Annotated in this window: 22 protein-coding genes; 12 read left to right on the top strand and 10 right to left on the bottom strand. The window is 72.5% G+C overall.

What is annotated here, in order from left to right:
- Nucleotides 1–11 precede the first annotated feature (11 nt).
- From AH6_RS29050 to AH6_RS29040, 3 genes are all read left to right on the top strand, one after another.
- Nucleotides 12–791, top strand: a complete 780-nt coding sequence (locus AH6_RS29050; protein ID WP_067486148.1) for a hypothetical protein — start codon at nucleotides 12–14, stop codon at nucleotides 789–791.
- 149 nt (nucleotides 792–940) lie between these two features.
- Nucleotides 941–1,852 carry a hypothetical protein gene (locus AH6_RS29045; protein WP_067486147.1) on the top strand — a complete coding sequence of 304 codons (912 nt, stop codon included), beginning with the start codon at nucleotides 941–943 and terminating at the stop codon, nucleotides 1,850–1,852.
- A 104-nt stretch (nucleotides 1,853–1,956) separates the two neighbouring features.
- On the top strand, nucleotides 1,957–2,634 hold the full coding sequence (locus AH6_RS29040) for a hypothetical protein (protein ID WP_067486146.1): 678 nt from the start codon (nucleotides 1,957–1,959) through the stop codon (nucleotides 2,632–2,634).
- A 54-nt stretch (nucleotides 2,635–2,688) separates the two neighbouring features.
- Here the strand turns inward: AH6_RS29040 and AH6_RS29035 are convergent, their stop codons facing one another.
- Nucleotides 2,689–3,084 (bottom strand): DoxX family protein, encoded by a 396-nt coding sequence (locus tag AH6_RS29035; RefSeq protein ID WP_067486145.1) that lies wholly within the window; start codon nucleotides 3,082–3,084, stop codon nucleotides 2,689–2,691.
- A 153-nt stretch (nucleotides 3,085–3,237) separates the two neighbouring features.
- On the opposite strand from AH6_RS29035, the gene AH6_RS29030 reads away from it, so the two are divergent.
- From AH6_RS29030 to AH6_RS46125, 3 genes are read left to right on the top strand one after another with little or no spacing between them, the layout of a single operon-like run.
- Nucleotides 3,238–4,065: an ATP-binding cassette domain-containing protein gene (locus AH6_RS29030; RefSeq protein ID WP_245679517.1), complete on the top strand. Its 828-nt coding sequence runs from the start codon at nucleotides 3,238–3,240 to the stop codon at nucleotides 4,063–4,065.
- Nucleotides 4,062–6,179 carry a YhgE/Pip domain-containing protein gene (locus tag AH6_RS46130; protein ID WP_067486143.1) on the top strand — a complete coding sequence of 706 codons (2,118 nt, stop codon included), beginning with the start codon at nucleotides 4,062–4,064 and terminating at the stop codon, nucleotides 6,177–6,179. Before AH6_RS29030 ends, AH6_RS46130 begins: the two co-directional genes overlap by 4 nt.
- A gap of 11 nt (nucleotides 6,180–6,190) precedes the next feature.
- Nucleotides 6,191–6,766, top strand: a complete 576-nt coding sequence (locus tag AH6_RS46125; protein WP_245679519.1) for a TetR/AcrR family transcriptional regulator — start codon at nucleotides 6,191–6,193, stop codon at nucleotides 6,764–6,766.
- A 19-nt stretch (nucleotides 6,767–6,785) separates the two neighbouring features.
- Here the strand turns inward: AH6_RS46125 and AH6_RS29015 are convergent, their stop codons facing one another.
- The 6 genes from AH6_RS29015 to AH6_RS28990 all read right to left on the bottom strand — a co-directional run bounded on the left by AH6_RS29015 (nucleotide 6,786) and on the right by AH6_RS28990 (nucleotide 13,756).
- Complete coding sequence (locus AH6_RS29015; protein WP_067486139.1) at nucleotides 6,786–7,259, bottom strand: MarR family winged helix-turn-helix transcriptional regulator; 474 nt, start codon at nucleotides 7,257–7,259, stop codon at nucleotides 6,786–6,788.
- A gap of 199 nt (nucleotides 7,260–7,458) precedes the next feature.
- Nucleotides 7,459–9,030 carry an acyl-CoA synthetase gene (locus AH6_RS29010; RefSeq protein ID WP_067486137.1) on the bottom strand — a complete coding sequence of 524 codons (1,572 nt, stop codon included), beginning with the start codon at nucleotides 9,028–9,030 and terminating at the stop codon, nucleotides 7,459–7,461.
- Nucleotides 9,031–9,048: 18 nt separating this feature from the next.
- Complete coding sequence (locus AH6_RS29005; protein ID WP_067486135.1) at nucleotides 9,049–10,206, bottom strand: thiolase family protein; 1,158 nt, start codon at nucleotides 10,204–10,206, stop codon at nucleotides 9,049–9,051.
- Nucleotides 10,199–11,236 (bottom strand): thiolase family protein, encoded by a 1,038-nt coding sequence (locus AH6_RS29000; RefSeq protein WP_067486133.1) that lies wholly within the window; start codon nucleotides 11,234–11,236, stop codon nucleotides 10,199–10,201. The genes AH6_RS29005 and AH6_RS29000 overlap by 8 nt, the downstream gene beginning before the upstream one ends.
- Nucleotides 11,233–12,201 carry a Zn-ribbon domain-containing OB-fold protein gene (locus AH6_RS28995; protein ID WP_083983572.1) on the bottom strand — a complete coding sequence of 323 codons (969 nt, stop codon included), beginning with the start codon at nucleotides 12,199–12,201 and terminating at the stop codon, nucleotides 11,233–11,235. Before AH6_RS28995 ends, AH6_RS29000 begins: the two co-directional genes overlap by 4 nt.
- Nucleotides 12,191–13,756 (bottom strand): acyl-CoA synthetase, encoded by a 1,566-nt coding sequence (locus AH6_RS28990; RefSeq protein WP_067486131.1) that lies wholly within the window; start codon nucleotides 13,754–13,756, stop codon nucleotides 12,191–12,193. The genes AH6_RS28995 and AH6_RS28990 overlap by 11 nt, the downstream gene beginning before the upstream one ends.
- 164 nt (nucleotides 13,757–13,920) lie before the next feature.
- Here AH6_RS28990 and AH6_RS28985 point away from each other — a divergent pair, with 164 nt between their 5' ends.
- The 3 genes from AH6_RS28985 to AH6_RS28975 are packed head-to-tail and all read left to right on the top strand — an operon-like array spanning nucleotide 13,921 to nucleotide 15,289.
- A complete protein-coding gene (locus AH6_RS28985; protein WP_067486128.1) occupies nucleotides 13,921–14,733 on the top strand; it encodes a crotonase/enoyl-CoA hydratase family protein in 813 nt (270 codons plus the stop codon).
- A 50-nt stretch (nucleotides 14,734–14,783) separates the two neighbouring features.
- Nucleotides 14,784–15,053 carry a hypothetical protein gene (locus AH6_RS28980; protein WP_067486126.1) on the top strand — a complete coding sequence of 90 codons (270 nt, stop codon included), beginning with the start codon at nucleotides 14,784–14,786 and terminating at the stop codon, nucleotides 15,051–15,053.
- Nucleotides 15,050–15,289 carry a type II toxin-antitoxin system RelE/ParE family toxin gene (locus tag AH6_RS28975; RefSeq protein ID WP_083983571.1) on the top strand — a complete coding sequence of 80 codons (240 nt, stop codon included), beginning with the start codon at nucleotides 15,050–15,052 and terminating at the stop codon, nucleotides 15,287–15,289. Before AH6_RS28980 ends, AH6_RS28975 begins: the two co-directional genes overlap by 4 nt.
- Before the next feature lie 37 nt (nucleotides 15,290–15,326).
- Here the strand turns inward: AH6_RS28975 and AH6_RS28970 are convergent, their stop codons facing one another.
- Nucleotides 15,327–16,163 carry a nitroreductase/quinone reductase family protein gene (locus AH6_RS28970; protein WP_067486125.1) on the bottom strand — a complete coding sequence of 279 codons (837 nt, stop codon included), beginning with the start codon at nucleotides 16,161–16,163 and terminating at the stop codon, nucleotides 15,327–15,329.
- A 344-nt stretch (nucleotides 16,164–16,507) separates the two neighbouring features.
- Here AH6_RS28970 and AH6_RS28965 point away from each other — a divergent pair, with 344 nt between their 5' ends.
- The 3 genes from AH6_RS28965 to AH6_RS28955 all read left to right on the top strand — a co-directional run bounded on the left by AH6_RS28965 (nucleotide 16,508) and on the right by AH6_RS28955 (nucleotide 18,438).
- A complete protein-coding gene (locus AH6_RS28965; protein ID WP_067486123.1) occupies nucleotides 16,508–17,431 on the top strand; it encodes an RNA polymerase subunit sigma-70 in 924 nt (307 codons plus the stop codon).
- Between the two features lie 76 nt (nucleotides 17,432–17,507).
- Nucleotides 17,508–17,942, top strand: coding sequence for a hypothetical protein (locus AH6_RS28960; protein ID WP_157431787.1), 435 nt, complete (start codon nucleotides 17,508–17,510; stop codon nucleotides 17,940–17,942).
- A gap of 79 nt (nucleotides 17,943–18,021) precedes the next feature.
- Complete coding sequence (locus tag AH6_RS28955; protein WP_067486115.1) at nucleotides 18,022–18,438, top strand: hypothetical protein; 417 nt, start codon at nucleotides 18,022–18,024, stop codon at nucleotides 18,436–18,438.
- A gap of 69 nt (nucleotides 18,439–18,507) precedes the next feature.
- Here AH6_RS28955 and AH6_RS28950 read toward each other — a convergent pair whose 3' ends face one another.
- Complete coding sequence (locus AH6_RS28950; protein WP_067486113.1) at nucleotides 18,508–19,620, bottom strand: NAD(P)H-dependent flavin oxidoreductase; 1,113 nt, start codon at nucleotides 19,618–19,620, stop codon at nucleotides 18,508–18,510.
- 149 nt (nucleotides 19,621–19,769) lie between these two features.
- Nucleotides 19,770–21,062, bottom strand: a complete 1,293-nt coding sequence (pgfA, locus tag AH6_RS28945) for a cell envelope lipid trafficking protein PgfA (protein WP_067486111.1) — start codon at nucleotides 21,060–21,062, stop codon at nucleotides 19,770–19,772.
- Nucleotides 21,063–21,107: the final 45 nt, after the last annotated feature.

Genomic DNA, 21,107 nt, shown 5'->3' with positions numbered 1-21,107 from the left:
GAGCGTCCCGTATGACATCCTCGATCCGCCGCCGCGCCCTCGGCGCCACGGGCGGCCTGGCCCTCGGCGCCGGCCTGCTCACCGCGGTGGCCGCCCCGCCCGCCGCGGCCGAGCCGCTGCCCTCCTTCAGCTTCGCCGACTGCCCCAAGCTGCCCGCGGACGCGGTCCGGGAGTTCTGGCTGTGCAGCGTCGCCGTCACCTACGGCGGCACCTTCCAGCTCGGCAGCATCAACCAGACCATCACCTCGCCGATCACCATCACCTACGCCAACGGCTTCGACCCGGTCACCGGCGAGTCGCAGGTGCGGTTCGGCTCGCTCAAGGCCAGCAAGTTCCTGGTGCAGCCGGGCCTGTTCGGCGACCCGTTCGTCACGGCGGTCTACGCCCAGCCCAAGTACGCCGGGAGCTTCAACCTCGACGGCGGCAAGATCCAGCTCGCCCTCAAGGTGAACGTGCAGAACCCGCTGCTGGGCGGCGACTGCCACATCGGGTCCAACAGCAACCCCATCAGGCTGAACCTCGGCATCACCGCCACCAACCCGCCGCCCCCGAACAAGCCGATCGAGGGCTCGCCGCCGGAGGTGGTGTCGGACGACCCGCCGGTCATCAAGACGACCGTGGTGGACAACGCCTTCGCCGTGCCGCGCTCCAGCGGCTGCGGCCTCGGCCTCGGCCCGCTGAACTGGGCGGTGGACAAGTACGCCGGGCTGCCCTCGGCGGCCGGCCGCAACACCGCGATCTTCAAGCAGTACGTGTCGAACCGGACCTACGACCAGATCCCGGCCCGCTGACCCGGGCCCGCTGACCGGCCGGGCGACCGGCCCAGCCGTCCCCCGATCCCCGCCGCCGCCCGCGCCCCGGCGCGGGCGGCCCCGCACCATCCCGGTCCGCACGGCCGCCCCGGCGCCCGTGCGGACCTCGACCCCTCTGGAGACCCTTGATGACAGCACCGAAGGGCGGCCGCAGGGCCGTCCGGTCGCTCGGCACGGCCCTCACCGCGGGCGCGGCCGCGCTCGCCCTGGCCGCCGCGCCCGCCGCCACCGCGTCCGCCGCGGCCCCCGCCCGCGCCGCAGCCCCGCTGCCGCCCGAGGTGAACTTCGACGACTGCCCGAAGATCCCCGACGGCGCGCCGCCGGAGTACTGGCTGTGCACCGTGGTGGTCATCCACGGCGGCACGCTGCAGCTCGGCAAGATCGACCAGAAGATCATCGCGCCGATGAAGCTGACCTACGCCACCGGCTACGACCCCGAGACCTTCGAGCCCAAGCTCATCTCCGGGCCGCTGAAGGGCGCGCCGGTCAAGGTGGACGGCGGGGTGCTCGGCATCCCCGGCTCGGACTTCCTGCCGCTGCTCCAGATCCACGCCCAGCCGCAGCTGGCCGGGGACTTCGAGTTCGTGCCGCCGGACTCGCCGGGGACCATCTACCGGCTGAAGCTCAAGATCAAGACGATCAACCCGCTGCTCGGCGACACCTGCTACATCGGCACCGACGCCAAGCCGCTCACGCTCAACCTGACGTGGGGCACCACCAACCCGCCGCCGCCCAACAAGCCGATCAGCGGCGTGGTGGCCGAGCCGCTGCCCGACAACCCGATGGTGCTCGGCGGCCGGCTGGTGGACAACGCCTTCGCGGTGCCCAAGTCCTCGGGCTGCGGCCCCTTCGGGCTGCTGAACCCGATCGCCGACTTCCGCGCCGGGCTTCCGGCCAAGGCGGGCACCAACACCGCGATCTTCGACTTCTACAGCACCAACCAGGGCTACACCGGCCAGGCGCTGAACAAGTCGCAGGTGGCCGCGTTCAAGGCGAAGGCCAAGGCCGCGGCGAAGGCCGCCAAGGCCAAGCGCAAGTAGCCGCCGCCCCGACCCGGCCCGCGCCGCCCGCCCCCGCCGGGCGGCGCGGGCCCGGTCCGGCGGTCTTGCGAACCCCGCTCCTCCTCCCACCCAAGCGAGGAAGCATGCGAACGCCCGGCAGGACCGCCCTGTCCCTCCTCGGCTCCGCCGCCCTGCTCGTCGCGGGGGCGACCGCGGCGCACGCCGCCCCCGGTTACTTCTACGACGACACCGTCGGCGGCGTGTACGCGGGCACCGCCCACGGCACCAGCATCGCCAACCCCACGCTGGCCACCCCGAGCGCCTTCGCGCTGGTGCACGCGTGCGGCACATCGCAGTTCGACGCCGCCGTCTCGGGCCTGGGCGGGTGGAGCTTCTCGTCGTTCTCCATGACCTGCCTCAACAACAAGGGCGGGACCACCACCCTCAACGCCCTCGGCGCGTTCGGCACGACGGGCGGCCAGTACAGCCCGGTCGCCGGTGGCAGGGACGGGCTCATCGCCCTCCCGGCCCCCTCCCCCGGCCTTGTCCTCCGGGTCGTGATGACCCTCCCCGGCCTGGGGATTCCCAGCCTGACGTGCGACTACGGCCTGACCACGACCACGCCGGCGTACTTCAACTGGTTCAACCGGACGAACGCGAACCGCCCCGTCGCCTACAACCCCCACGCGCAGCTCGCGCTGACCGGGGCGAGCTTCCAGCGCCTGACCGCCGACGTCCGGTGCTCGGCCGCGCTGGGACTGTCCGGCAAGTACCAGGTGCTCGCCACGCCCAGCGGCCACGACCTGCGCCTGGGGCCCTGACCGGGCACGTTCTCTCCGGCCCGCCCCTGGTGCGGGGGGCGGGCCGGAGGCCGGTCACGCGGGGGGCGTCGCCGCCGGGCGGGCCGAGCGGGCCACCTTCAGCGCGTAGGCGATCAGCGGGGCCTGGAACGGCAGCCGCCCGTAGGCGGCGGCGCGCAGCGGCAGCGCGCGGCGTCGCCAGTCGTAGGCCATCTTGAGGTTGGCGGGGTAGACGGCCACGAACAGCGCGGCGGCGGCCAGCGCCCCCTTCCGGCGGGTCCGCGGCAGGGCGACGGCCGCGGCCAGCGTCAACTCGGCGACCCCGCTGGCGTAGGTCCAGGTGCGGGCCGAACCGGGGATCTGCTCGGGCACGATCGCGTCGAACGGGCGCGGCACCAGGAAGTGCAGCGTGCCCATGGTGCCCAGCAGCGTGGCCAGGCGGCGGGCCGGGCGCGTGGAGTCGGTCGTCATGCGGAGAGTCTGCCATGTCGGACGGATAGTCCAATAGGGCGACCCGGGCCTGGACGGGGCGACGTGGTCGAGGTCACCCGGGTGACGGGTGACGGCGGCCGGGCGCGCGGCTAAATTTGAACTGACCGGTCAGTTCAAATTCTGCGAGGAAGCGTGCCGACCTCCGAACCCCCCGCCGACGGCCGCCAGGCCGCTCCCGACGCCGCGCCGTCCGATCGGGCCCCGGCCGAGCAGACCCCGTCGGAGCAGGCCCCGTCCGAACACGCCCCGCCCACGCGGGCCCTGCCCGTGCGGGCCGAGGGCCTGTCGTTGCGCGGGGCGCGCGGCTGGGTGTTCCGCGACGTGGCGCTGGACGTCCCGGCGGGCGGGCTCGTCGCCCTCACCGGCATCGCCGGGTCGGGCCGCACCGCCCTTCTCCTGTCCCTCAGCGGCCGCATGAAACCCACCTCCGGCACCGCGACCGTCGGCGACCTCGCCCTGCCCGCCGACCTGCGGGCCGTGCAGCGCGTCACCGCGCTCGGCGCGGTCACCGGCGTGACCGACCTGGACCCGGCGCTCAGCGTGCGCGAGCACGTCAGCGAGGCCCTGGACCTGCGGGAGGGCGTGTTCGGCCGGTGGCGCGGCCGGTCCGCGCGCATCCGGCGCGCGCTGGACGAGGTCGGGCTCGGCGACCTGGACCCCAAGGCCCTCGCCGAAGAACTGGACCCCGACCAAGCCCAGCTCCTCGGCGCGGCCCTCGGCCTGGTCGGCCGTCCCGGCGTGCTCATGCTGGACGACGTGGACGAGGGCCTGCCCCTCGACCGGCAGCGCGCACTGTGGCAGCGGCTCCGCGCCATCGCCGACTCCGGCGTCACCGTCCTGGCCACCTGCCACGACTCCGCGCCCGCCGACGGGCTCGCGCAGCGCGTCGAGCTGCCCGACCCCCGCGCCGCCCTCAGCGACGCCCCCAGCACCACTCCCGCCGAGGAGGAACCCCGATGAGACTTCCCGCCCTGACGACGGGCGGCCTGGAGCTGCGCCGCTTCCAGCGCAACCGGCTGACCAGGATCGCCCTCGCCGGGCTGGTCCTGCTCCCCCTGCTCTACGCCGGCCTCTACCTGTGGTCGTTCTGGGACCCCTACGGCAAGCTCAGCCACATCCCCGTCGCCCTCGTCGTGGAGGACAAGCCCGCCAAGGCCGACGGCAAGGAGGTCCACGCGGGCGCGGACCTGGCCGACGAGCTGAAGAAGCGCAAGGTCTTCGACTGGCGCACCGTCAGCGCCGAGACCGCCGACCGGGGCGTGCGCGAGGGCCGCTACTACATGGCGCTCACGATCCCGTCCGACTTCAGCGCGCGCATCGCCTCCCCGTCCGGCGACGGCACCCCCTCCCCCGCCGGGCTCAAGCTCCAGATGAACGACTCCAACAACTACGTGGTGGGCACCGTCGCGCAGGCGGCGTTCAAGGAGGTGAGCACGGCGGCCAGCGGCAAGGCCGTGCGGGGCTACTTCGACCAGATCTTCGTGTCGTTCGGCAAGCTGCACGGCAAGCTCGACGAGGCCGCCAAGGGCGCGGGCAAGCTCGCCGACGGGTCCGGCAAGGCGCACGACGGCGCGGGCGAGCTGGCCAAGGGCGCGGGCGAGGCCAAGACCGGCGCGGGCCGGCTCAAGGGCGGCCTGGACGAGGCCCACGCGGGCAGCGGAAAGATCACCACCAGCCTGGACACGCTGCACGACGGCACCCGCCAGGTCGCCGCCGGGACGCAGAAGTTGTCGGCGTTCGTCAATCAGGCGAGCGGCACCCTGCTCCCGGTGCTGCGCGAGAACGCCCCGCAGATCCGCGAGGCCGCCCTGCTGGTCGCGCGCGGGGCCGACGCGCTCGCCGACGGCGCGGGCGGGCTGCCCGCGCAGACCCGGCAGGCCGTCCAGCGCGCCGAGTCCGCCAGGGCCGGGCTGCGCGCCCACCTGGCCGCGCACCCGGAGATCCCGGCGAACGTCCGGCAGGACCTGCTGCGCTCCGCCGACCAGGTGGTGGACGTGGCGCGGCAGGTGGACCGCTACGTCCGCGCGCACACCGCCGACCTGCGCAAGGTCGCCGCCGACGCCCGCCGGGTCGAGAAGGCCGCCCGTCGCGTCGCCGAGGAGGCGCCGACGCTGGCCGCCAAGATCGCCCAGGCCCGCCGCGACGTCAACCGCCTCAACGCCGGGGCGCAGCAGATCGACGCCGGGACCGGCAAGATCCTGGCCGGGTCGGCGAAGCTGACCGACGGCCTGGTGACGTTGCAGGGCGGCGCGGGGCGGCTCCAGACCGGCCTCGGCAAGCTCGCCGACGGCTCGGTCACCCTGGAGACCGCGCTGCTCCAGATCTCCGACGGCAGCGGCAAGCTCGCCACCGGCCTGGACGAGGGCGTCAAGCAGGTGCCCGACTACGGCGACGACGAGCGCGGCGCGCGCGCCGACATGATGAGCGGCCCGGTGAAGCTGGCCAGCTCCACCGACAACGAGGTCCCCAACTACGGGACCGGCTTCGCGCCGTTCTTCGTGCCGCTGGCCCTGTGGGTGGGCGCGATGTTCGCCTACATGATGTTGCGGCCGATCAACCCGCGCGCCCAGGGCAGCACCGCGCCGGGCTGGCGGGTCGCGCTGGCCGGATGGCTCCCGGCGGCGGTGATCGGCGCGGGCCAGGTGCTGGTGGTGCTGGCGGTGCTGCGCTTCGCGCTCGGCCTGGAGGCCGAGCACTGGGCGGGGCTGGTCGCGTTCCTGGTGCTGGCGTCGGCGGCGTTCATGGCGCTGGTGCAGTGGGTCAACGCGCGGTTCGGGCCGGTCGGCCGGGTGATCGCGCTGGCGCTGCTGATGTTGCAGCTCACCTCGGCGGCCGGGACCTACCCGATCGAGACCAGCCCCGGCTTCTTCCAGGCGATCCGCCCGTTCCTGCCCATGTCGTGGGTGGTGGACGGGGCGCGTCGGCTGATCAGCGGCGGCGACCTCGCCGTGGTGTGGCAGGGTGGTGCGGTGCTGGCGGCGTTCCTGGCCGGGGGCCTGGCGCTCTCCGCCCTCGCCGTCCGGCGGAACCGGGTGTGGACGATGAAGCGGCTGCACCCCGCGCTGAGACTGTGAGGGGCGTGGCAGTGGGCCGGACGGCGACGCGGGAGCGGCTGTTCACCGCGGCGATCGAGCTGATCGCCGAGCGCGGGTTCGCCGCGACCACCGTGGACCAGATCGCCGAGCGCGCCGGGGTCGCCAAGGGCACGGTCTACTACAACTTCGGCAGCAAGGCGGCGCTGTTCTCGGCGCTGCTGGAGTACGGCATCGAGCGGTTCGCCGCGACGCTGCGCGAGGCCGCCGACGGGCAGGAGCCGCTGACCGCGCTGGAGGCGGTGGTGGGCGCGGAGCTGGCGTTCATCGGCGAGCACGAGTCGTTCGCGCGGCTGCTGATCGCCGAGGCGTGGCGGTCGGGCGGCGACTGGCAGCACGCCGCCGGGCTGATCCGCGAGCGCGCGATCGGGGTGCTGGCCGGGGTGTTGCGCGAGGCGGTGGCGGCCGGGCGGCTGCGGCCCGACCTGGACGTGGAGGTGGGCGCGTCGGCGGTGTTCGGGATGGTGCTGACGGTCGCGCTGGAGTGGCGCACGTTGCAGCCCGAGCGCGACCGGGCCGAGATCCAGGCGACGCTGATGGACCTGCTGCGCGGCCGCCTGGTCTCCTGAGACCTGGGCGGCGCGCGGGCTAGGGCAGGTCGCGGACGCGTTCGATCACGCGCGGCATGTCGGCGTTGGTGTCGTCGATCCAGCGCCGCAGGAACGCCAGCTCGCCGTCGCTGTAGGCGCTCACCCGGTCGTCGAACGACGCGCCGACCGGCTCGAAGTAGGAGCCGAAGCGCGCCAGCGCCTCCGGCACCACCTCGATGATCACGCGGCGGCGGTCGTCGGCGTCGCGCGAGCGCCGCACGTACCCGGCCTTCTCCAGCCGGTCGATCACGGCGGTGATCGCGCCGCCGGTGGTGATGCCCATCAGCCGGGCCAGCCCGCCGGGCGTCTGCGGGCCGTCCAGCGACAGCGCGTTCAGGGCCTGCGCGTCGGTGACGTTGAGCCCGGCCCTGGTCGCGGTGGCGTGGTGCAGCAGCACCGTGTACATGGTGCTGCGCTGGACCGCCAGCCGCAGCTCCGCCACCATCGCCGCGCGCTCCTGCGCCGTCGCCACGCCGCCTCCCGCCCGCTGAGTCTCCACAGAAGAGAGGTCGTCATTTCAACCACTCTGTACCGGAGAGCCTAGCGCGTGCGGCGGACCGGACGGCTCGACGACGTCGCGGGGGCCGTAAAATGGTTTTTTGTTAGGGCCGCTAACAACGGTCCTGACCGGCCCCGGGACCCACAAGGCCCCGGGGCCAACAAAGCCTCACTCAGGAGGCGGCGTCCTCCGCGACCCGCTTGGCCCACCGGTAGTCGGCCTTGCCCGCCGGGGAGCGCTTCATCTCCGCCACGAACGCGTAGGCGCGCGGCACCTTGTAGCCCGACAGCTCCTTGCGGCAGTGCGCGTCCAGGTCCTCGGGGTCCGGCTTCTCGCCGGTGGGCTGCACGACGGCGGCCACGCGGTTGCCCCACCGCTCGTCGGGGATGCCGGTGACGACCGCGTCGTACACGCCCGGGTGCCCCTTCAGGACGGCCTCGACCTCCTCGGGGAAGACCTTCTCGCCGCCGGTGTTGATGGTCTGCGAGCCGCGCCCGTAGACGGCGATCGAGCCGTCCTCCTCCACGGTGGCGATGTCGCCGGTCAGCAGCCAGCGCTTGCCGTCCACCTCGGGGAAGGTGCGGGCGGTCTTCTCCGGGTCGTTGTAGTAGCCGCTGGCGATGTAGCCGCTGCGCGCCACCTGGCCGAGCACGCCGGAGCCGGGTTGGACGGGGCGCAGCGCGTCGTCCAGCACCGTCACGTTCTCCACGTCGGGGGCGAACCGCAGGCCCTTCTCCGGGCTGGAGCCCGCGACGGCGGCGGCGGTCGAGCCCGACTCGGTGGACCCGAACCGGTCCAGCACCATCGCGTGCGGCAGCAGCGCCTGGATGCGGTCGCGGACCGTGCCGGTCAGGATCGCGCCGGTGGAGACGTAGGCGAACAGCGAGGAGGTGTCGTAGCCGCCGCGCGCCAGCTCGTCGGCCATCGGGATCGCCATCGCGTCGCCGGTGATGGTGAGGGAGTTGACCTTCTCGCGCTCGATCGTGCGCCACACCTCGGCGGCGTCGAACTTGCGCGTGTAGACCAGCGTCGCGCCCATGGCCCACGCCACGAACGTCGCCATCTGCGCCGCGCCGTGCATCAGCGGCGCGACCGGCATCATCACCAGCGGGCCGGACTCGGCGGCCATGCGCACGACGTCCTCGGGCCGGTCGGGGCGCGGCAGCGTCGGGTTCCAGAACGCGAACAGCAGCCGGTGCACCGTCCACATGACGCCCTTGGGCATCCCGGTCGTGCCGCCGGTGTAGATGATGTAGGTGTCCTCGCCCGAGCGCGCCGGGAAGCCGCGCGTGTCGGGCTGGTCGCGCAGCGCGTCCTCGTAGGCGACCGCGCCGGGGACGGTGGTCGCGCCGCCCACCGCGATCAGGTGCCGGAGCGCGGGGACCTGCGGGGCGGCGCTGGCGACGCGGTCGTCGAACTCGGTGTCGTACAGCAGCGCGACGCTGTCGGAGTCGCGGTACAGGTACAGCAGCTCGCTCTCGACGTACCGGTAGTTCACGTTGATCGGCACGGCGCGGATCTTGAGGGCGGCCAGGATCGCGGCGACGTACTCGACGCCGTTGTAGAGCTGGATCGCCACGTGCTGCCCCGGCCCCACCCCGGCCGAGGCCAGGTGGTGGGCCAGCCGGTTGGCGTGCGCGTCCAGCTCGGCGTAGGTCAGGCGGCTCGCGCCGCACACCACCGCGACGCGGTCCCCGATCGCGTCGGCGATGCCCTCGAACAGGTCGGCGTGGTTGAACTCCATCGGGGGGCCTCCGGGAGGTTACGGCTTGTCGCTGCCGACGATCCACATCGCGAAGAACTGGGCGCCGCCGCCGTAGGCGTGGCCGAGGGCGCGGCGCGCGCCGTCCACCTGGTGCTCCCCGGCCAGGCCGCGCACCTGGAGGGCCGCCTCGGCGAAGCGGATCATGCCGGACGCGCCGATCGGGTTGGACGACAACACCCCGCCCGAGGCGTTCCAGGGGATGTCGCCGTCCAGGGCGGTCGCGCCCGCCTCGGTGAGCTTCCAGCCCTCGCCCTCGCCGCAGAAGCCGAGGTTCTCCAGCCACATCGGCTCGTACCAGGAGAACGGCACGTACACCTCGGCGACGTCCAGTTCGCGGCGCGGGTCGGCGATCCCGGCCTGCCGGTACACGTCGGCGGCCGCGTCCTTGCCGCCCTGCGGGTTCACGGTGTCGCGCCCGGCGAAGAAGATCGGCTCGGAGCGCATCGCGGTGCCGTGCACCCAGGCGGGCTTGTTGGGGGCCTGCTTGGCGGCGTCCTCGGAGGCCAGCACCATCGCGCACGCGCCGTCGGAGGACGGGCAGGTCTCCAGGTAGCGGATCGGCTCCCAGAGCATCGGCGTGGACTCCACCATCTCGCGCGAGATGCCCGGGATGCGCAGGTGCGCGTACGGGTTCTTCAGCGCGTTCTGCCGGTCCTTGACCGCCACCAGCGTGCCGATGTGGTCGGGCGCGCCGGAGCGGCGCATGTAGGCGCGGATGTGCGGGGCGAAGTAGCCGCCCGCGCCGACGACCAGCGAGGTGGAGAACGGCGTGTTGACCGTGAGCGCCCAGGTGGCGTTCGACTCCGACTGCTTCTCCCACGCGACGGTCAGCACGCGCTTGTGCACGCCGCTCTGGATGAGGCTCGCCGCGACGATCGCGGTGGACCCGCCGACCGACCCGGCGGTGTGCACCCGCATGATCGGCTTGCCGCTCGCGCCGAGCGCGTCGGCGAGATAGGCCTCCGGCGCCATGACGCCCTCGAACAGGTCGGGGGCCTTGCCGATGACGACGGCGTCGATGTCGCGCCAGGTGAGCGCGGCGTCGTCCAGGGCCTTCTGCGCGGCCTCGCGCAGCAGTCCGGCCATGGACACGTCGAGGCGCTTGGTCTTGTAGACCGTCTGTCCGACGCCGATGATCGCGCAGGGGTTACCCATGGGTGGCTCCCGAGAGGACGCAGACGAGGTTCTGCTGGAGGCACGGCCCGGAGGTCGCGTGGGCGAGCGCGCGGTCGGCCGTGCCGTCGCTGATCCGGGCGGCGGCCTCGCCGATGCGGATCAGGCCCGTCGCCATCACCGGGTCGGCCGACAGCGGGCCGCCGGAGGGGTTCACCGTCACCTCGTCGCCGAGGCCGAGGGCCTCGCGCAGGATGAGTTCCTCGTGGCTGAACCGGGCGTGCAGCTCGGCGACCTGGACGCCCGCCGCGCCCGCCCGCTCCCCCGCCAGGCGCGCGGCCGCGGAGCGGGAGAGGTCGCGGACGCCGGGCGAGTGGGCCTCGGCGCGGTGGTCGATGCCGGTGATCCACGCGGGCCGCTCGCACAACTCGCGCGCCTTGTCCCCGGCCGCGAGGACGATCGCGGCGGCCCCGTCGGTGACGGGCGCGATGTCGTGGGCCTTCAGCGGCGCGACCTCGTAGTCGTCGCCCTCGGGGTCGGGCAGGTGGAGGGCGAACGGGTTGTCGCGCCCGGCCGCGCGGGACCGGGCGGCGACGGCGCGCAGGTCGTCCTCCTTCGCGCCGGACCGGTCGAGGTAGGCGCGGGCCTGGAGGGCGGCCATCGACGTGCCGTCGACGCCGAGCGGGGCCAGGTAGTAGGGGTCGTAGCCCTGGGTGGCGATCTCGGCGATGTCGCCCTGCGAGGTCTTGCCGAACCCGTAGACCAGCGCGGTGTCGATCTCGCCGTGCTGGAGCTTGACCCACGCCTCGTACAGCGCCCAGGCGGCGTCCATCTCGACGTGGCTCTCGGAGATCGGCGGCCACGCGCCGACGGCGTCCAGCGCCGACACGAAGGAGAACGGCGCGCCGACGAGGTAGTCGTTGGAGCCCGAGCAGGTGAAGCCGAACCGCTTCTGCCCGGTGCGCTCCTTGATCTCGGTGATGACGGGGGCCAGCAGCTCGGTCTCGGAGGAGCCGGTGTCCTCCCCGGTGTGCCGCGACTGCACGAACGCGACGACGGCGATGTCTCTCATAGGTAATCCTTGATCGCGTCGAAGGGCACGTCGGGCTCGTCGAGCGGCTCGAACCACTTGATGTTGCCCATGGTCTTGCCCCACTCCTCGCGCGGTTTCCAGGCGGCCTTCACCCGCATCCCCATCCGCACCTGGTCCGCGGGGATGCCCGCGACCAGCGTCAACATGGTCAGGCCCGCGCCGTCCAGCAGGATGTAGGCCGACACGAACGGCACCTCGGGCGCGCGCGGGTCGGGCAGGTTGTTGACCGCGAAGGTGGTGACGGTGCCGGTGTCGGGCAGCTCCACCTCCTGGGTGGTGGGCACGCCGTCCTTGGGGCACAGGCCCTTCATCGGGACGATGACCTGCCCGCACACGTCGCACTTGTGGCCGATGAGCTTGCCCTGCGACACGCCCTCCAGGAAGCGGTCCAGCGCGCGGCCGCCCTGGAGGCGGTACTCCAGCCGGGTCGGCGCGTTGATCATGGTGACCTCGGGCTGGAAACACTCGATGTCGCCGATCGTGCCGGTGCGCTCGACCCGCCACTTGGGGCGGACGCGCATGCCGGTCTTGAGGAGGCGCGGCGGCTTGGCGCCCTGCTCGAAGACGCCGAGGTCGAGGGCGTGCAGGACGGCGGTGTCGGCGCCGTCGGGGCGGATCAGCGCCCAGGCGAAGGGGCGGTCCAGGGGATGGGTCTTGCGCGGCTTGGCGACCCAGGACCAGGTGGTGACGGTGCCGACGGGGCCGACCGGGACGAACTCCTCGGTGATGGCGTCGCCGCTGTCCGGGTCGTACTCGGTGGGCGGGAACAGGACGCGGCCCTCGCGGGTGCGGACGCCGACGAGGTTGCCGCCGCGCAGCTCGCTGAGGAAGCGGCCGATGACGGGGCCGACCGAGCGCGTGTAGCCGCCGGGGAACTCCAGGATGTGGTTGGGCGGATCAGCCGGGAGGTCGGTCGGGGTTGGTTGGTTGGGCTCAGATCGCACTGTCGCGGTCCTTCCAGTAAGGGTCCCGCAGCTTGCGCTTGAGGAGCTTGCCGTTGGGCTCGCGCGGCATGGTCTCGATGAAGTCGATCGACCGGGGCCACTTCATCTTCGCGAGGCGGCCCTCCAGCGCGGCGAGGATCTCGGCGGCGAGCTCCGGGCCGGGTGCGACGCCCTCGGCGGGCTCGACCACCGCCTTGATCTGCTCGCCCCACTCCTCGTCGGGGATGCCGAAGACCGCGACGTCGGCGACCTTGGGGTGCAGGGTGATCTCGTTCTCGATCTCGGCCGGGTAGATGTTGGCCCCGCCGGAGATGATCATGTCGGACTTGCGGTCGGACAGGAACAGGAAGCCGTCGCCGGTCAGGTAGCCGACGTCGCCGACGGTGAAGAAGCCCTTGAGCCGGTTCTCCTCGGTCTTGCCCCGGTCGCCCTTGTACTCGAACTCGCTGCCGGCCATCTTCATGTAGATGGTGCCGGGCGCGCCGGCCGGGACCTCGTTCCCGTCGTCGTCCACGATCAGCAGCTCGCTGATCGGCCAGGCGTTGCCGACGGTGCCGGGGTGGGCGCGCCAGTCCTGCGGGGAGGCGATGGTGCCGCCGCCCTCGGTGGCGGCGTAGTACTCCCAGATGCAGTCGCCCCACCAGTCGAGCATGCGCTGCTTGATGGGGACGGGGCAGGGCGCGGCGGCGTGGATCGCCCACTTCATGGACGAGACGTCGTAGCGCTGCTTCACCTCGTCGGGCAGCCCGAGCAGCCGCTTGAAGTGCGTCGGCACCATGTGCGTGTTGGTGATCTTGTAGTCCTGGACCAGCCGGAGCGTGTCCTCGGCGTCCCACCGGTCGACGTAGACGAGCGTGTGCCCCATCTGCAACGCCGTGCCGCCGAACTGGGTGACGGCCGTGTGGTAGTTCGGCGAGGTGATCAGGTGCGCCTGCGGGGGCTGCCCGGCGGGGCGTCCCGGCTGGATGCCGAACATCGACAGCAGGAAGGACATCAGCTCGGCGCTGTCGTCGGGGTCGATGCCCGCGAGCCTGCGCCGGACGCCCTTGGGGCGGCCCGTCGTGCCGGAGGTGTAGTGCATGGTGGCGCCGTTGCTGCGGTCGTCGGGCAGCGTGTCGGGCTGCCCATCCACCAGCTCCCCGTAAGGCCGGAAACCCTCGACGTTCCCGAAGGCGAACCGCCGGTGCGCCTCCAGCCCGGCCTCGTCGGCGGCCCGCGCGCCCTCCTCGCCGTACCGCTCGTGGACGAAGAACGCCTTGGCCTCGCTGTCGGAGACGATGTAGCCGATCTCCGGCCCGGTCAGGTGCCAGTTGATCGGCGTGTAGTACCAGCCGGCCTGGAGCGCGGCCAGGTAGAGCACCAGGCCCTCGTGCCCGTTGGGGACCAGGCCGCAGACGCCGTCGCCCTTCTCCAGCCCCAGGGCGCGCAGCCCGTGCACCAGCCGGTTGGCCCGCGCGAGCAGGTCCCCGGCGGTGAACTCGGTCCCGTCCGGGTCGACGGCGGCGATCCACTCGGGATCGGCCTGCGCCAGCCGCCAGAAGCCCAACGACCCCATCGGATCTCCCCTCGGTGATCGCATGGTCAGTGAGCACCGTCACACCCGGGTGCCCAGCGGTGAAAGTAGATCACGTTCTCGTTTTGTCGGGCAAGACCTGTCGGCAAAGCCCGCTCACAACTAGAATCGGTTCTCGTTTCACCCCACGCACTCCGGAGGAACCGATGGCCGAACGGTTGCCGATCAGCACCGAGCACTGCACCGTCGAGCGGGACGGCCACGTCGTCGTCGTGACGATGAACCGCCCGGAGGCCCGCAACGCGCTCAGCTCGGCGATGCTCGTCGGCCTGGCCGGGGCGTGGGCGTACATGTCGGAGACGCCCGAGGTGCGGGTGGGGATCCTGACCGGGGCCGACGGCCAGTTCTGCGCGGGCGCGGACCTCAAGGCGATGGGCACGCCCCCGTCCGACCCCGAGGTGCAGGAGCGGATGCGGCAGATCCCGAACTTCCACTGGAAGGGCCTGCTGCGCGAGGGCCAGCCGACCAAGCCGCTGATCTGCGCGATCGAGGGTTACGCGGTGGCGGGCGGCACGGAACTGCTGGTCGGCACAGACCTGCGCGTGGTCGCCGAGGACGCGACCCTCGGCCTGTACGAGGCGAAGCGGGGCCTGTTCCCGATGGGCGGCTGCGCGATCCGCCTGCCCCGCCAGATCGGCTACGCGAACGCGATGGACATCCTGCTGACGGCCCGCTCGGTGTCCCCGCAGGAGGCGCTGGCGATGGGCCTGATCAACAAGGTGGTCCCGCCGGGCACGGCCCTGGCGGCGGCCCGCGAGCTGGCCGACCAGATCGCCGAGTGCGGCCCGCTGGCGGTGCAGGCGATCCTGCGCACCTACCGCGAGACGCAACACCTCGCCGAGGAGGAGGCCCTGAAGATCTCCGACGAGATCGGCTGGCCGGTCATCGGCTCGGAGGACGCGAAGGAGGGCTCGAAGGCGTTCAAGGAGAAGCGCCCCGCCGCCTTCAAGGGCAGGTGACCCCCGGGTAACGCAGGTGACCTCGCGTCCCGCGCGGGTACCCTTCCCTCATGAGCGCCGAACCGATCGAGCAGACCTCCGTGGACGCGGCGACCGAGCCGTACGAGGTCATCCACCTGGGCGGCGAGACCGCCGCCGTGGTGCCGCTGCACGACCTGCGCCGCCTGCGCGCCCTGGAGAAGGCCGCCGCCCCCGAGGCCCTTGACGAGGCCGAGGCGCACGCGGCGGGGCAGGCTTACCAGGAGTGGGAAGCCGCCGGGCGGCCCGGCGAGCTGTCCCATGACGAGGCGATGGAACTGCTGCTGGGCCGCGCCCAGTGACCATCACGTGGTCGCCCGAGGCGATCCGCACCGCCAGGCGGTTCATGCGGGACCAGCTCGGCATCAAGGAGATCGGCCAGGCCATAGAGCGCTTGGCCGAGGATCCCTTTCCGGCGGAGTCGTTCCCCTGGGGCGAGTACCGGCGACTGCGCGTCGGCCCTTACCGCGTGATGTACGTCATCCAGGACGAACGGATCACGATCGACCGGATCGACCGGGTCCAGCAGGGCGATTGATCCCGAGGGAGTTCCCTCGGGATCAACCCCGCGGCCGTCAGCTGAACAGGTCGTTCAGTAGGGGGACCAGTTGGTCCTCCTCGTAGGTCAGGTGCGCCTCCAGGTCCGTCGTCAGGCGGTCGAACTCCGCCAGCAGGGTCGCCGGGGGCGTGTCCTCCGCCTTGACGAGGGTCTGGATCTCCGCCAGCAGGGCCGCGACGACCTCGTGCTCGCGGGTCATCCGGGCCATCGCCTCGGCCAGCTCCGGGCGCGCCTTCGCCACCGCCGGGAAGATGCCGCCGTCCTCGGCCTGGTGGTGCACCGTCAGGCCCTGGCACATCGTCAGGCAGTTGACGCGCAGCTGCGCGCCCAGGCGCGGGCCCGCGGCGGCCAGCTCCTTGCGGATGATCCCCAGCTCGTGCCGGTAGCCGTCGTGGATCGCCTTCAGGCCGTCGCCCATCGGGCGGCCGCCCAGGTTCGGCGGGCCGGGGACCGCGACCAGCGCCACCACCGGGATCGTCCGGGACGTGCCCGCCTGGTAGTCGGCCCAGCCCGGCTCGGCCTCTACCGCGCGGGCGAAGGCCGCGTCGCGTTCGGCGCCCTCCAGCACCACCGCGTCCGCCTCGTAGATGAACGCGCCGTTCTCCACGGTCACGCGCGGGTTCGCGCGCAGGTTGTGGAACCAGGCCGGGTTGCGGGGCGAGCCCCCGGCCGACGCGATGACCAGCTCGCGGTCACCGTCGGGCAGGTAGCCGAGCGGGGTGGTGTGGGGACGGCCCGAGCGCGCGCCCTTCGTGGTCAGCAGCAGCAGGCGGGCCCCCTCGAACGGGCCGCTCATCCGGCCGTCGTTGGCGCGGAACTCCTCGATGATGGACGTGTTGAAGTCATTGGGCATACGTGTGGTCTCCAGGCATGGGTGAGATCCGCGCGGGGCGCGGTGAGAGAAAGAAGAAGGGCGTGCGATGCGATGCCGTCGGCGGCCCTGCGCGGGCGCGGTCATACCGGGAGAAAAAAGGGGGGGCGGTGCTTCGGCTACCGCCGGGGCGCGGGGACGGCGCGCTTAGGTCAGGCGGTGCCCGTGAACGTCATAGCCACGTCATCATCCCCAGCGAATACGGTGCCGGCCGCTATCCCGCCGGCCCCTTGCTCTTGGCGGGAAACGCTCCACAGCACGGTGCACATTACAGGGGAAAAGCGGTCGCGCTGTCAAGAGTTGATCTCTGCCGTTAGGCTCGCCGCATGGTGGACGGGACGGCGTTCGCGGAGCAGGCCGAGCGGTACCGGCACGAGTTGCGCGTGCACTGCTACCGGATGCTCGGCTCGTTCACCGACGCCGAGGACCTGGTGCAGGAGACGTTGCTGCGCGCCTGGCGGCGGCGCGAGACCTTCGAGGGGCGCGCCCCGCTCCGCGCCTGGCTCTACAAGATCGCCACCAACGCCTGCCTGGACGCCCTGAACGGCCCGGCCCGGCGCGAGGTCGTGGCCGCCGGCACGCCCATGGCCGAGGTCACCTGGCTGGAGCCCTTCCCCGACCGCGTGCTCGACCTGGTCGAGGAGCCGGACGCCGCCGCCATCGCCAAGGAGACCGTCGAGCTGGCCTTCCTCGCCGCCGTGCAGCACCTGCCGCCCAAGCAGCGGGCCGTCCTCATCCTGCGCGACGTGCTCGGCTGGCCCGCCGACGACGCGGCGGGCGCGCTGGAGATGACCGTCCCCGCCCTCAAGAGCGCCCTGCAACGGGCGCGGGCCACTCTGCGCGAACACCTGCCGGAGCGGCGCTCGGACTGGGCCGCGAACGGCGACGCCGAGGCGCGCGCCGTCGTGCGCCGGTACGTGGAGGCCAGCGAGCGCAACGACCTGGCGGGCCTCGCGGCGCTGCTGCGCGAGGACGCCCGGCAGACGATGCCGCCCATCGCCCGCTCCTACCTCGGCCGCGACGCGATCCTCGCGATGTGGGAACCGGTCCTGTCCGGCGACGGCGCGTGGGGCGAGTGGCGCTCGGTGCCGACGTGGGCCAACCGGCAGCCCGCCGTGGTCAACTACCTACGGCGGGACGGCGAGACGGAGTTCATGCCCGTCAACGTGGACGTGTTGCGGATCGAGGACGGGCTGATCGCTGAGATCACCACCTTCGGGCCCGAGCTGCTGGCCGCATTCGGGCTCTGAGAAGTTTTCCCGGGGACCGATTCCTTTTCCGGCGCGGCGCAGTCACATGGGTGTCCGCATCGAGAGAGGAAACGCCATGAACGAGACCGCCGCCAACGACACCGCCCTGCGCGCCCTGGGCCGGATCACCGGCACCTGGAAGGTCACCGGCGGGGCCGAGGGGACCATCACCTACCGCTGGATGGAGGGCGGCTTCTTCCTGCTCCAGGACGTCGATCTGGAGCAGGACGGGCACCGGATCAAGGGCCTGGAGGTGATCGGCCGGGAGCGCACGTTCGGCAGCGAGGAGCCCAGCGCCGACATCAAGTCCCGCTACTACGGCGGCGACGGCGACACCCTCGACTACGTGTACGAGCTGGAGGGCGACACCCTCACCATCTGGGGGATGGAGAAGGGCTCCCCCGCCTACTTCCGGGGCACCCTCGCCGCCGACGGCGACTCGCTGACGGGCGGGTGGGTCTACCCCGGCGGCGGCGGTTACAAGGCCACCATGACCCGCATTAAGGACTGACCGAAAAGGGGCCGGGGTTTGCGGTGATCGGCTCGCGGCATACCCGGGGCGCGAACGCGGAGCAGAGGAGTGACAGGCCATGGCCGTGCACATCTTGAGGAACCGCCGCCGCGCCTCGACCGCGGCGGCGACCGAGACGAAGGTCGCGCCCGCCGCGCCCGCGCCGGTCGCGCCCGCCCCGGGCCCGACGGTGGTGGAGCGCCGGCCCCGCCGGTGGCGGCGCAGCAGGCCCAACCCGATCAGCATGATGTTCCTGGCCGCCGGCTGGGCCGCCGCGCTGATCCTCGTCCTGGGAATGTTGCTGACCTGGGGCGGCGCCAATCCCGCCAACACGCTGGTGGACGCCACGCTGGACGCCGGGAGCTGGCTCGCCACGCCGTTCCACGACGTGTTCACCCGGCCCGAGCCCGACCAGCAGCTCTACATCAACTGGAGCATCGCGGCCGTCGTGTACTACCTGCTCGGCCGCGTCCTGTCCTGGCTGACCCGCTTCTGACGCGGGCGACGACCTCCGGGAGCGGGGCCCCTGGCGCGGGGCCCCGCTCGCGGGCCGTCCGAGCCGCCGCTAGTCCGCTTCAGTGATCGTGTTGAGGCGCTCGACCGCCTCCACGTACTCCTCGATCAGGTCGTAGACGACCTGCGCGGCGGGCTTCACCTGGTTCATCGACCCGACGATCTGCCCGACCGGGAAGGTCACCAGCTCGCCGTCGCCGGACCGCGCGATGCGCGGCAGCGCGTCGGCCACCAGCATGAACTGCATCGGCATCGGCAGGTAGCCGGGCGACTTCTCGCTCTCCCACGCCTCGGTCCACGCCGTCTTGAGGAACCGCGCGGGCTTGCCCGTCCACGCGCGCGAGCGCACGGTGTCGCGCGAGGTCGCCTTCAGCAGCTTGGGCAGGGCGCGCTCGGGGGTGTCGGCCTCGTCGACCGTCAGCCAGATCGAGCCGGTCCAGACGCCGTCGGCGCCCAGTGCCATGCCCGCCGCCATCTGCCGCCCGCGCCCGATGCCGCCGGCCGCCAGCACGACGGTCTCCGGCCCGACCGCGTCCACCACCTCGGGGATCAGCACCATCGTGGACACCTCGCCGGTGTGGCCGCCCGCCTCGGTGCCTTGCGCGACGATGATGTCCACGCCGACGTCCACCTGCTTGCGCGCGTGCCGGGCGGTGGAGGCGAGGCCCGCCACCTTCACGCCGTGCCGGTGGGCCAGCTCGACCACGTCGGCGGGCGGCGGGCCCAGCGCGTTGGCCAGCAGCGCGATCGGGTGCTTGAGCGCCACCTCGACCTGCGGGCGCGCGGTCTGGTCGGTCCAGCCCAGCAGCGCCCGGTTGGCGGTCTCGGTGGACGGCTCCACGCCGTGCTCGGCCAGCAGGTTCTCCAGGAACTCCCGGTGCTCGGCCGGGATCATCCCCTGGAGCTTGCCGAGCAGCTCGTCGGCGTCGCCGAGGTCGGCGCCCTCGTACTTGGCGGGCATGACCACGTCCACGCCGTACGGCTTGCCGCCGACGTGCTCGTCGATCCACCTGAGCTCCAGTTCGAGCTCTTCGGGGGTGAAGTACAGCGCGCCGAGCACGCCCATGCCGCCGGCGCGGCTCACCGCGGCGACCACGTCGCGGCAGTGACTGAACGCGAAGATCGGATACTCGATGCCGAATAGTTCGGTGACTGGTGTCCGCACGCCTCGACCCTAGGGTGCGGCCCGCAAAACTGCAACAGGTTCTAGTTAGGGATTGTTGGGCCAGGTCGGCACTGAGCGATGCCGCCTAGAACACGTATCAGGGAATGCGGAAGGCCCCGCACCGGGTTGTGGGGCCTTCCTGTGTTCGGTCAGCGGCGGCCGAGGCGGCGCGGGGCCGAGCGTCCCTTCGGCGGCGTCTTGTCACCGGGCGCGGGCTTGGCCTGCTCGCCCGCCGGGGGCTTGCCGCCGCCGGACGCGGCCGGGGCCACGGGCTTGGCCGGTCCGGTCGGGGCCACGCGCTTGTCCTCGCTGGGCGGGGGGACGCCGGGTTTGGTCGGGGCCGCCGGGAGGCCGCCGAACTTCCCGTCCGGGCCGCGCGGGCTCGCGGGCTTGCCCGGCGCGGCCGGACCGCCCTGCCCGGCCGCCGCCGGAGCGCCGTCGCCGAACTTCCCGTCCGGCCGCCGCGGCGCCTTCGGCGCGGGCGCGGCGTCGCTCTCCGCCTTGCGGCGGCTCGCCGCCAGCCAGCCCACCAGCACGCCCAGCGCCAGCAGCAGCACGCCGACGGCCACCGCTCCGTACGGGACGTAGGTCCGCACCATCGCGATCTTGAGGGCGTTCTCGTTCGCCAGCTTCACCAGGCCGGCCTGGCTCGCCGCCGTGGTCTTCAGGTCCGCCTGCGCGACCGTCAGCCGGCCCCGCCCGTCCGGCGTCTGCACGAAGCTGTTGATCTTCTGCTCGATGCGGACCGGCACCCCGGTGCGCGGGTCCACCCACTGGGTGATCGACGCCTCGAAGTAGCGGTCCACCTGCTGCGCGGCGGACTTCTCGCCCAGGCCCAGCAGGTCGCCGGGCACCTTGAAGTCGATCTTTCCGGTCTTGCTCGGCGGCACCTGCTGCACGAAGCGGTAGGCGTCGATCCCGGCGATCTCCTCCTCGCCGCTGAACCGCATGGGCACCTGCTGCCGCGTGGACATGTCGAAGAACGGGTAGTCGCGCTTCTCGACGTGCGCCAGCGGGTACAGCAGCCCGTACCCCGCCATCTTCACCGAGCCGTCGCCGCCGACGTGCGTGCCGCAGCAGTTGGTCAGCTCGGAGGTCTTGCGGTCGAAGGCGATCCGGTACGACTGGATGTCGATCTGCTTGTCGGGCGCGGTCTTGTCGTAGATGTTGGTCGAGGAGTCCCAGACCGCGATCCTGTCGTTGCCGTTGTTGGCCCGGACGTCGCCGCGCACCGTGTTGTCGGCGACCAGCGTGACGCCCTTGCGCGTCTTCAGCTTCGCCATGTCGAAGTACAGCGCGTCCTGCGCCTCCAGCTGGGTGCGCTGGTAGCGGTTCAGCGGCGCGACGACCGTCTTGTCCGCCACATACAGCTTGACCAGCGGCGCGAGGGTGAGGCAGAACGCCCCCAGGGCGATCAGGATGAGGCTGAGCGGTCGCCGCATGTCCATCTCCCCAGACTGCCGTCTCACCCGGCCTGCCGGGTCGCT

The sequence above is a fragment of the Actinomadura hibisca NBRC 15177 genome, assembly GCF_001552635.1.
Classification (GTDB): Bacteria; Actinomycetota; Actinomycetes; order Streptosporangiales; family Streptosporangiaceae; genus Spirillospora; species Spirillospora hibisca.
This window is presented reverse-complemented; position numbering and strand designations above follow the sequence as displayed.

Coding starts and splice junctions, on each gene's coding strand:
- AH6_RS29050 (WP_067486148.1), top strand. CDS start 12: ATGACATCCTCGATCCGCCGCCGCGCCCTCGGCGCCACGGGCGGCCTG.
- AH6_RS29045 (WP_067486147.1), top strand. CDS start 941: ATGACAGCACCGAAGGGCGGCCGCAGGGCCGTCCGGTCGCTCGGCACG.
- AH6_RS29040 (WP_067486146.1), top strand. CDS start 1,957: ATGCGAACGCCCGGCAGGACCGCCCTGTCCCTCCTCGGCTCCGCCGCC.
- AH6_RS29035 (WP_067486145.1), bottom strand. CDS start 3,084: ATGACGACCGACTCCACGCGCCCGGCCCGCCGCCTGGCCACGCTGCTG.
- AH6_RS46130 (WP_067486143.1), top strand. CDS start 4,062: ATGAGACTTCCCGCCCTGACGACGGGCGGCCTGGAGCTGCGCCGCTTC.
- AH6_RS29010 (WP_067486137.1), bottom strand. CDS start 9,030: ATGGAGTTCAACCACGCCGACCTGTTCGAGGGCATCGCCGACGCGATC.
- AH6_RS29005 (WP_067486135.1), bottom strand. CDS start 10,206: ATGGGTAACCCCTGCGCGATCATCGGCGTCGGACAGACGGTCTACAAG.
- AH6_RS29000 (WP_067486133.1), bottom strand. CDS start 11,236: ATGAGAGACATCGCCGTCGTCGCGTTCGTGCAGTCGCGGCACACCGGG.
- AH6_RS28990 (WP_067486131.1), bottom strand. CDS start 13,756: ATGGGGTCGTTGGGCTTCTGGCGGCTGGCGCAGGCCGATCCCGAGTGG.
- AH6_RS28985 (WP_067486128.1), top strand. CDS start 13,921: ATGGCCGAACGGTTGCCGATCAGCACCGAGCACTGCACCGTCGAGCGG.
- AH6_RS28980 (WP_067486126.1), top strand. CDS start 14,784: ATGAGCGCCGAACCGATCGAGCAGACCTCCGTGGACGCGGCGACCGAG.
- AH6_RS28970 (WP_067486125.1), bottom strand. CDS start 16,163: ATGCCCAATGACTTCAACACGTCCATCATCGAGGAGTTCCGCGCCAAC.
- AH6_RS28965 (WP_067486123.1), top strand. CDS start 16,508: ATGGTGGACGGGACGGCGTTCGCGGAGCAGGCCGAGCGGTACCGGCAC.
- AH6_RS28960 (WP_157431787.1), top strand. CDS start 17,508: ATGAACGAGACCGCCGCCAACGACACCGCCCTGCGCGCCCTGGGCCGG.
- AH6_RS28955 (WP_067486115.1), top strand. CDS start 18,022: ATGGCCGTGCACATCTTGAGGAACCGCCGCCGCGCCTCGACCGCGGCG.
- pgfA (WP_067486111.1), bottom strand. CDS start 21,062: ATGCGGCGACCGCTCAGCCTCATCCTGATCGCCCTGGGGGCGTTCTGC.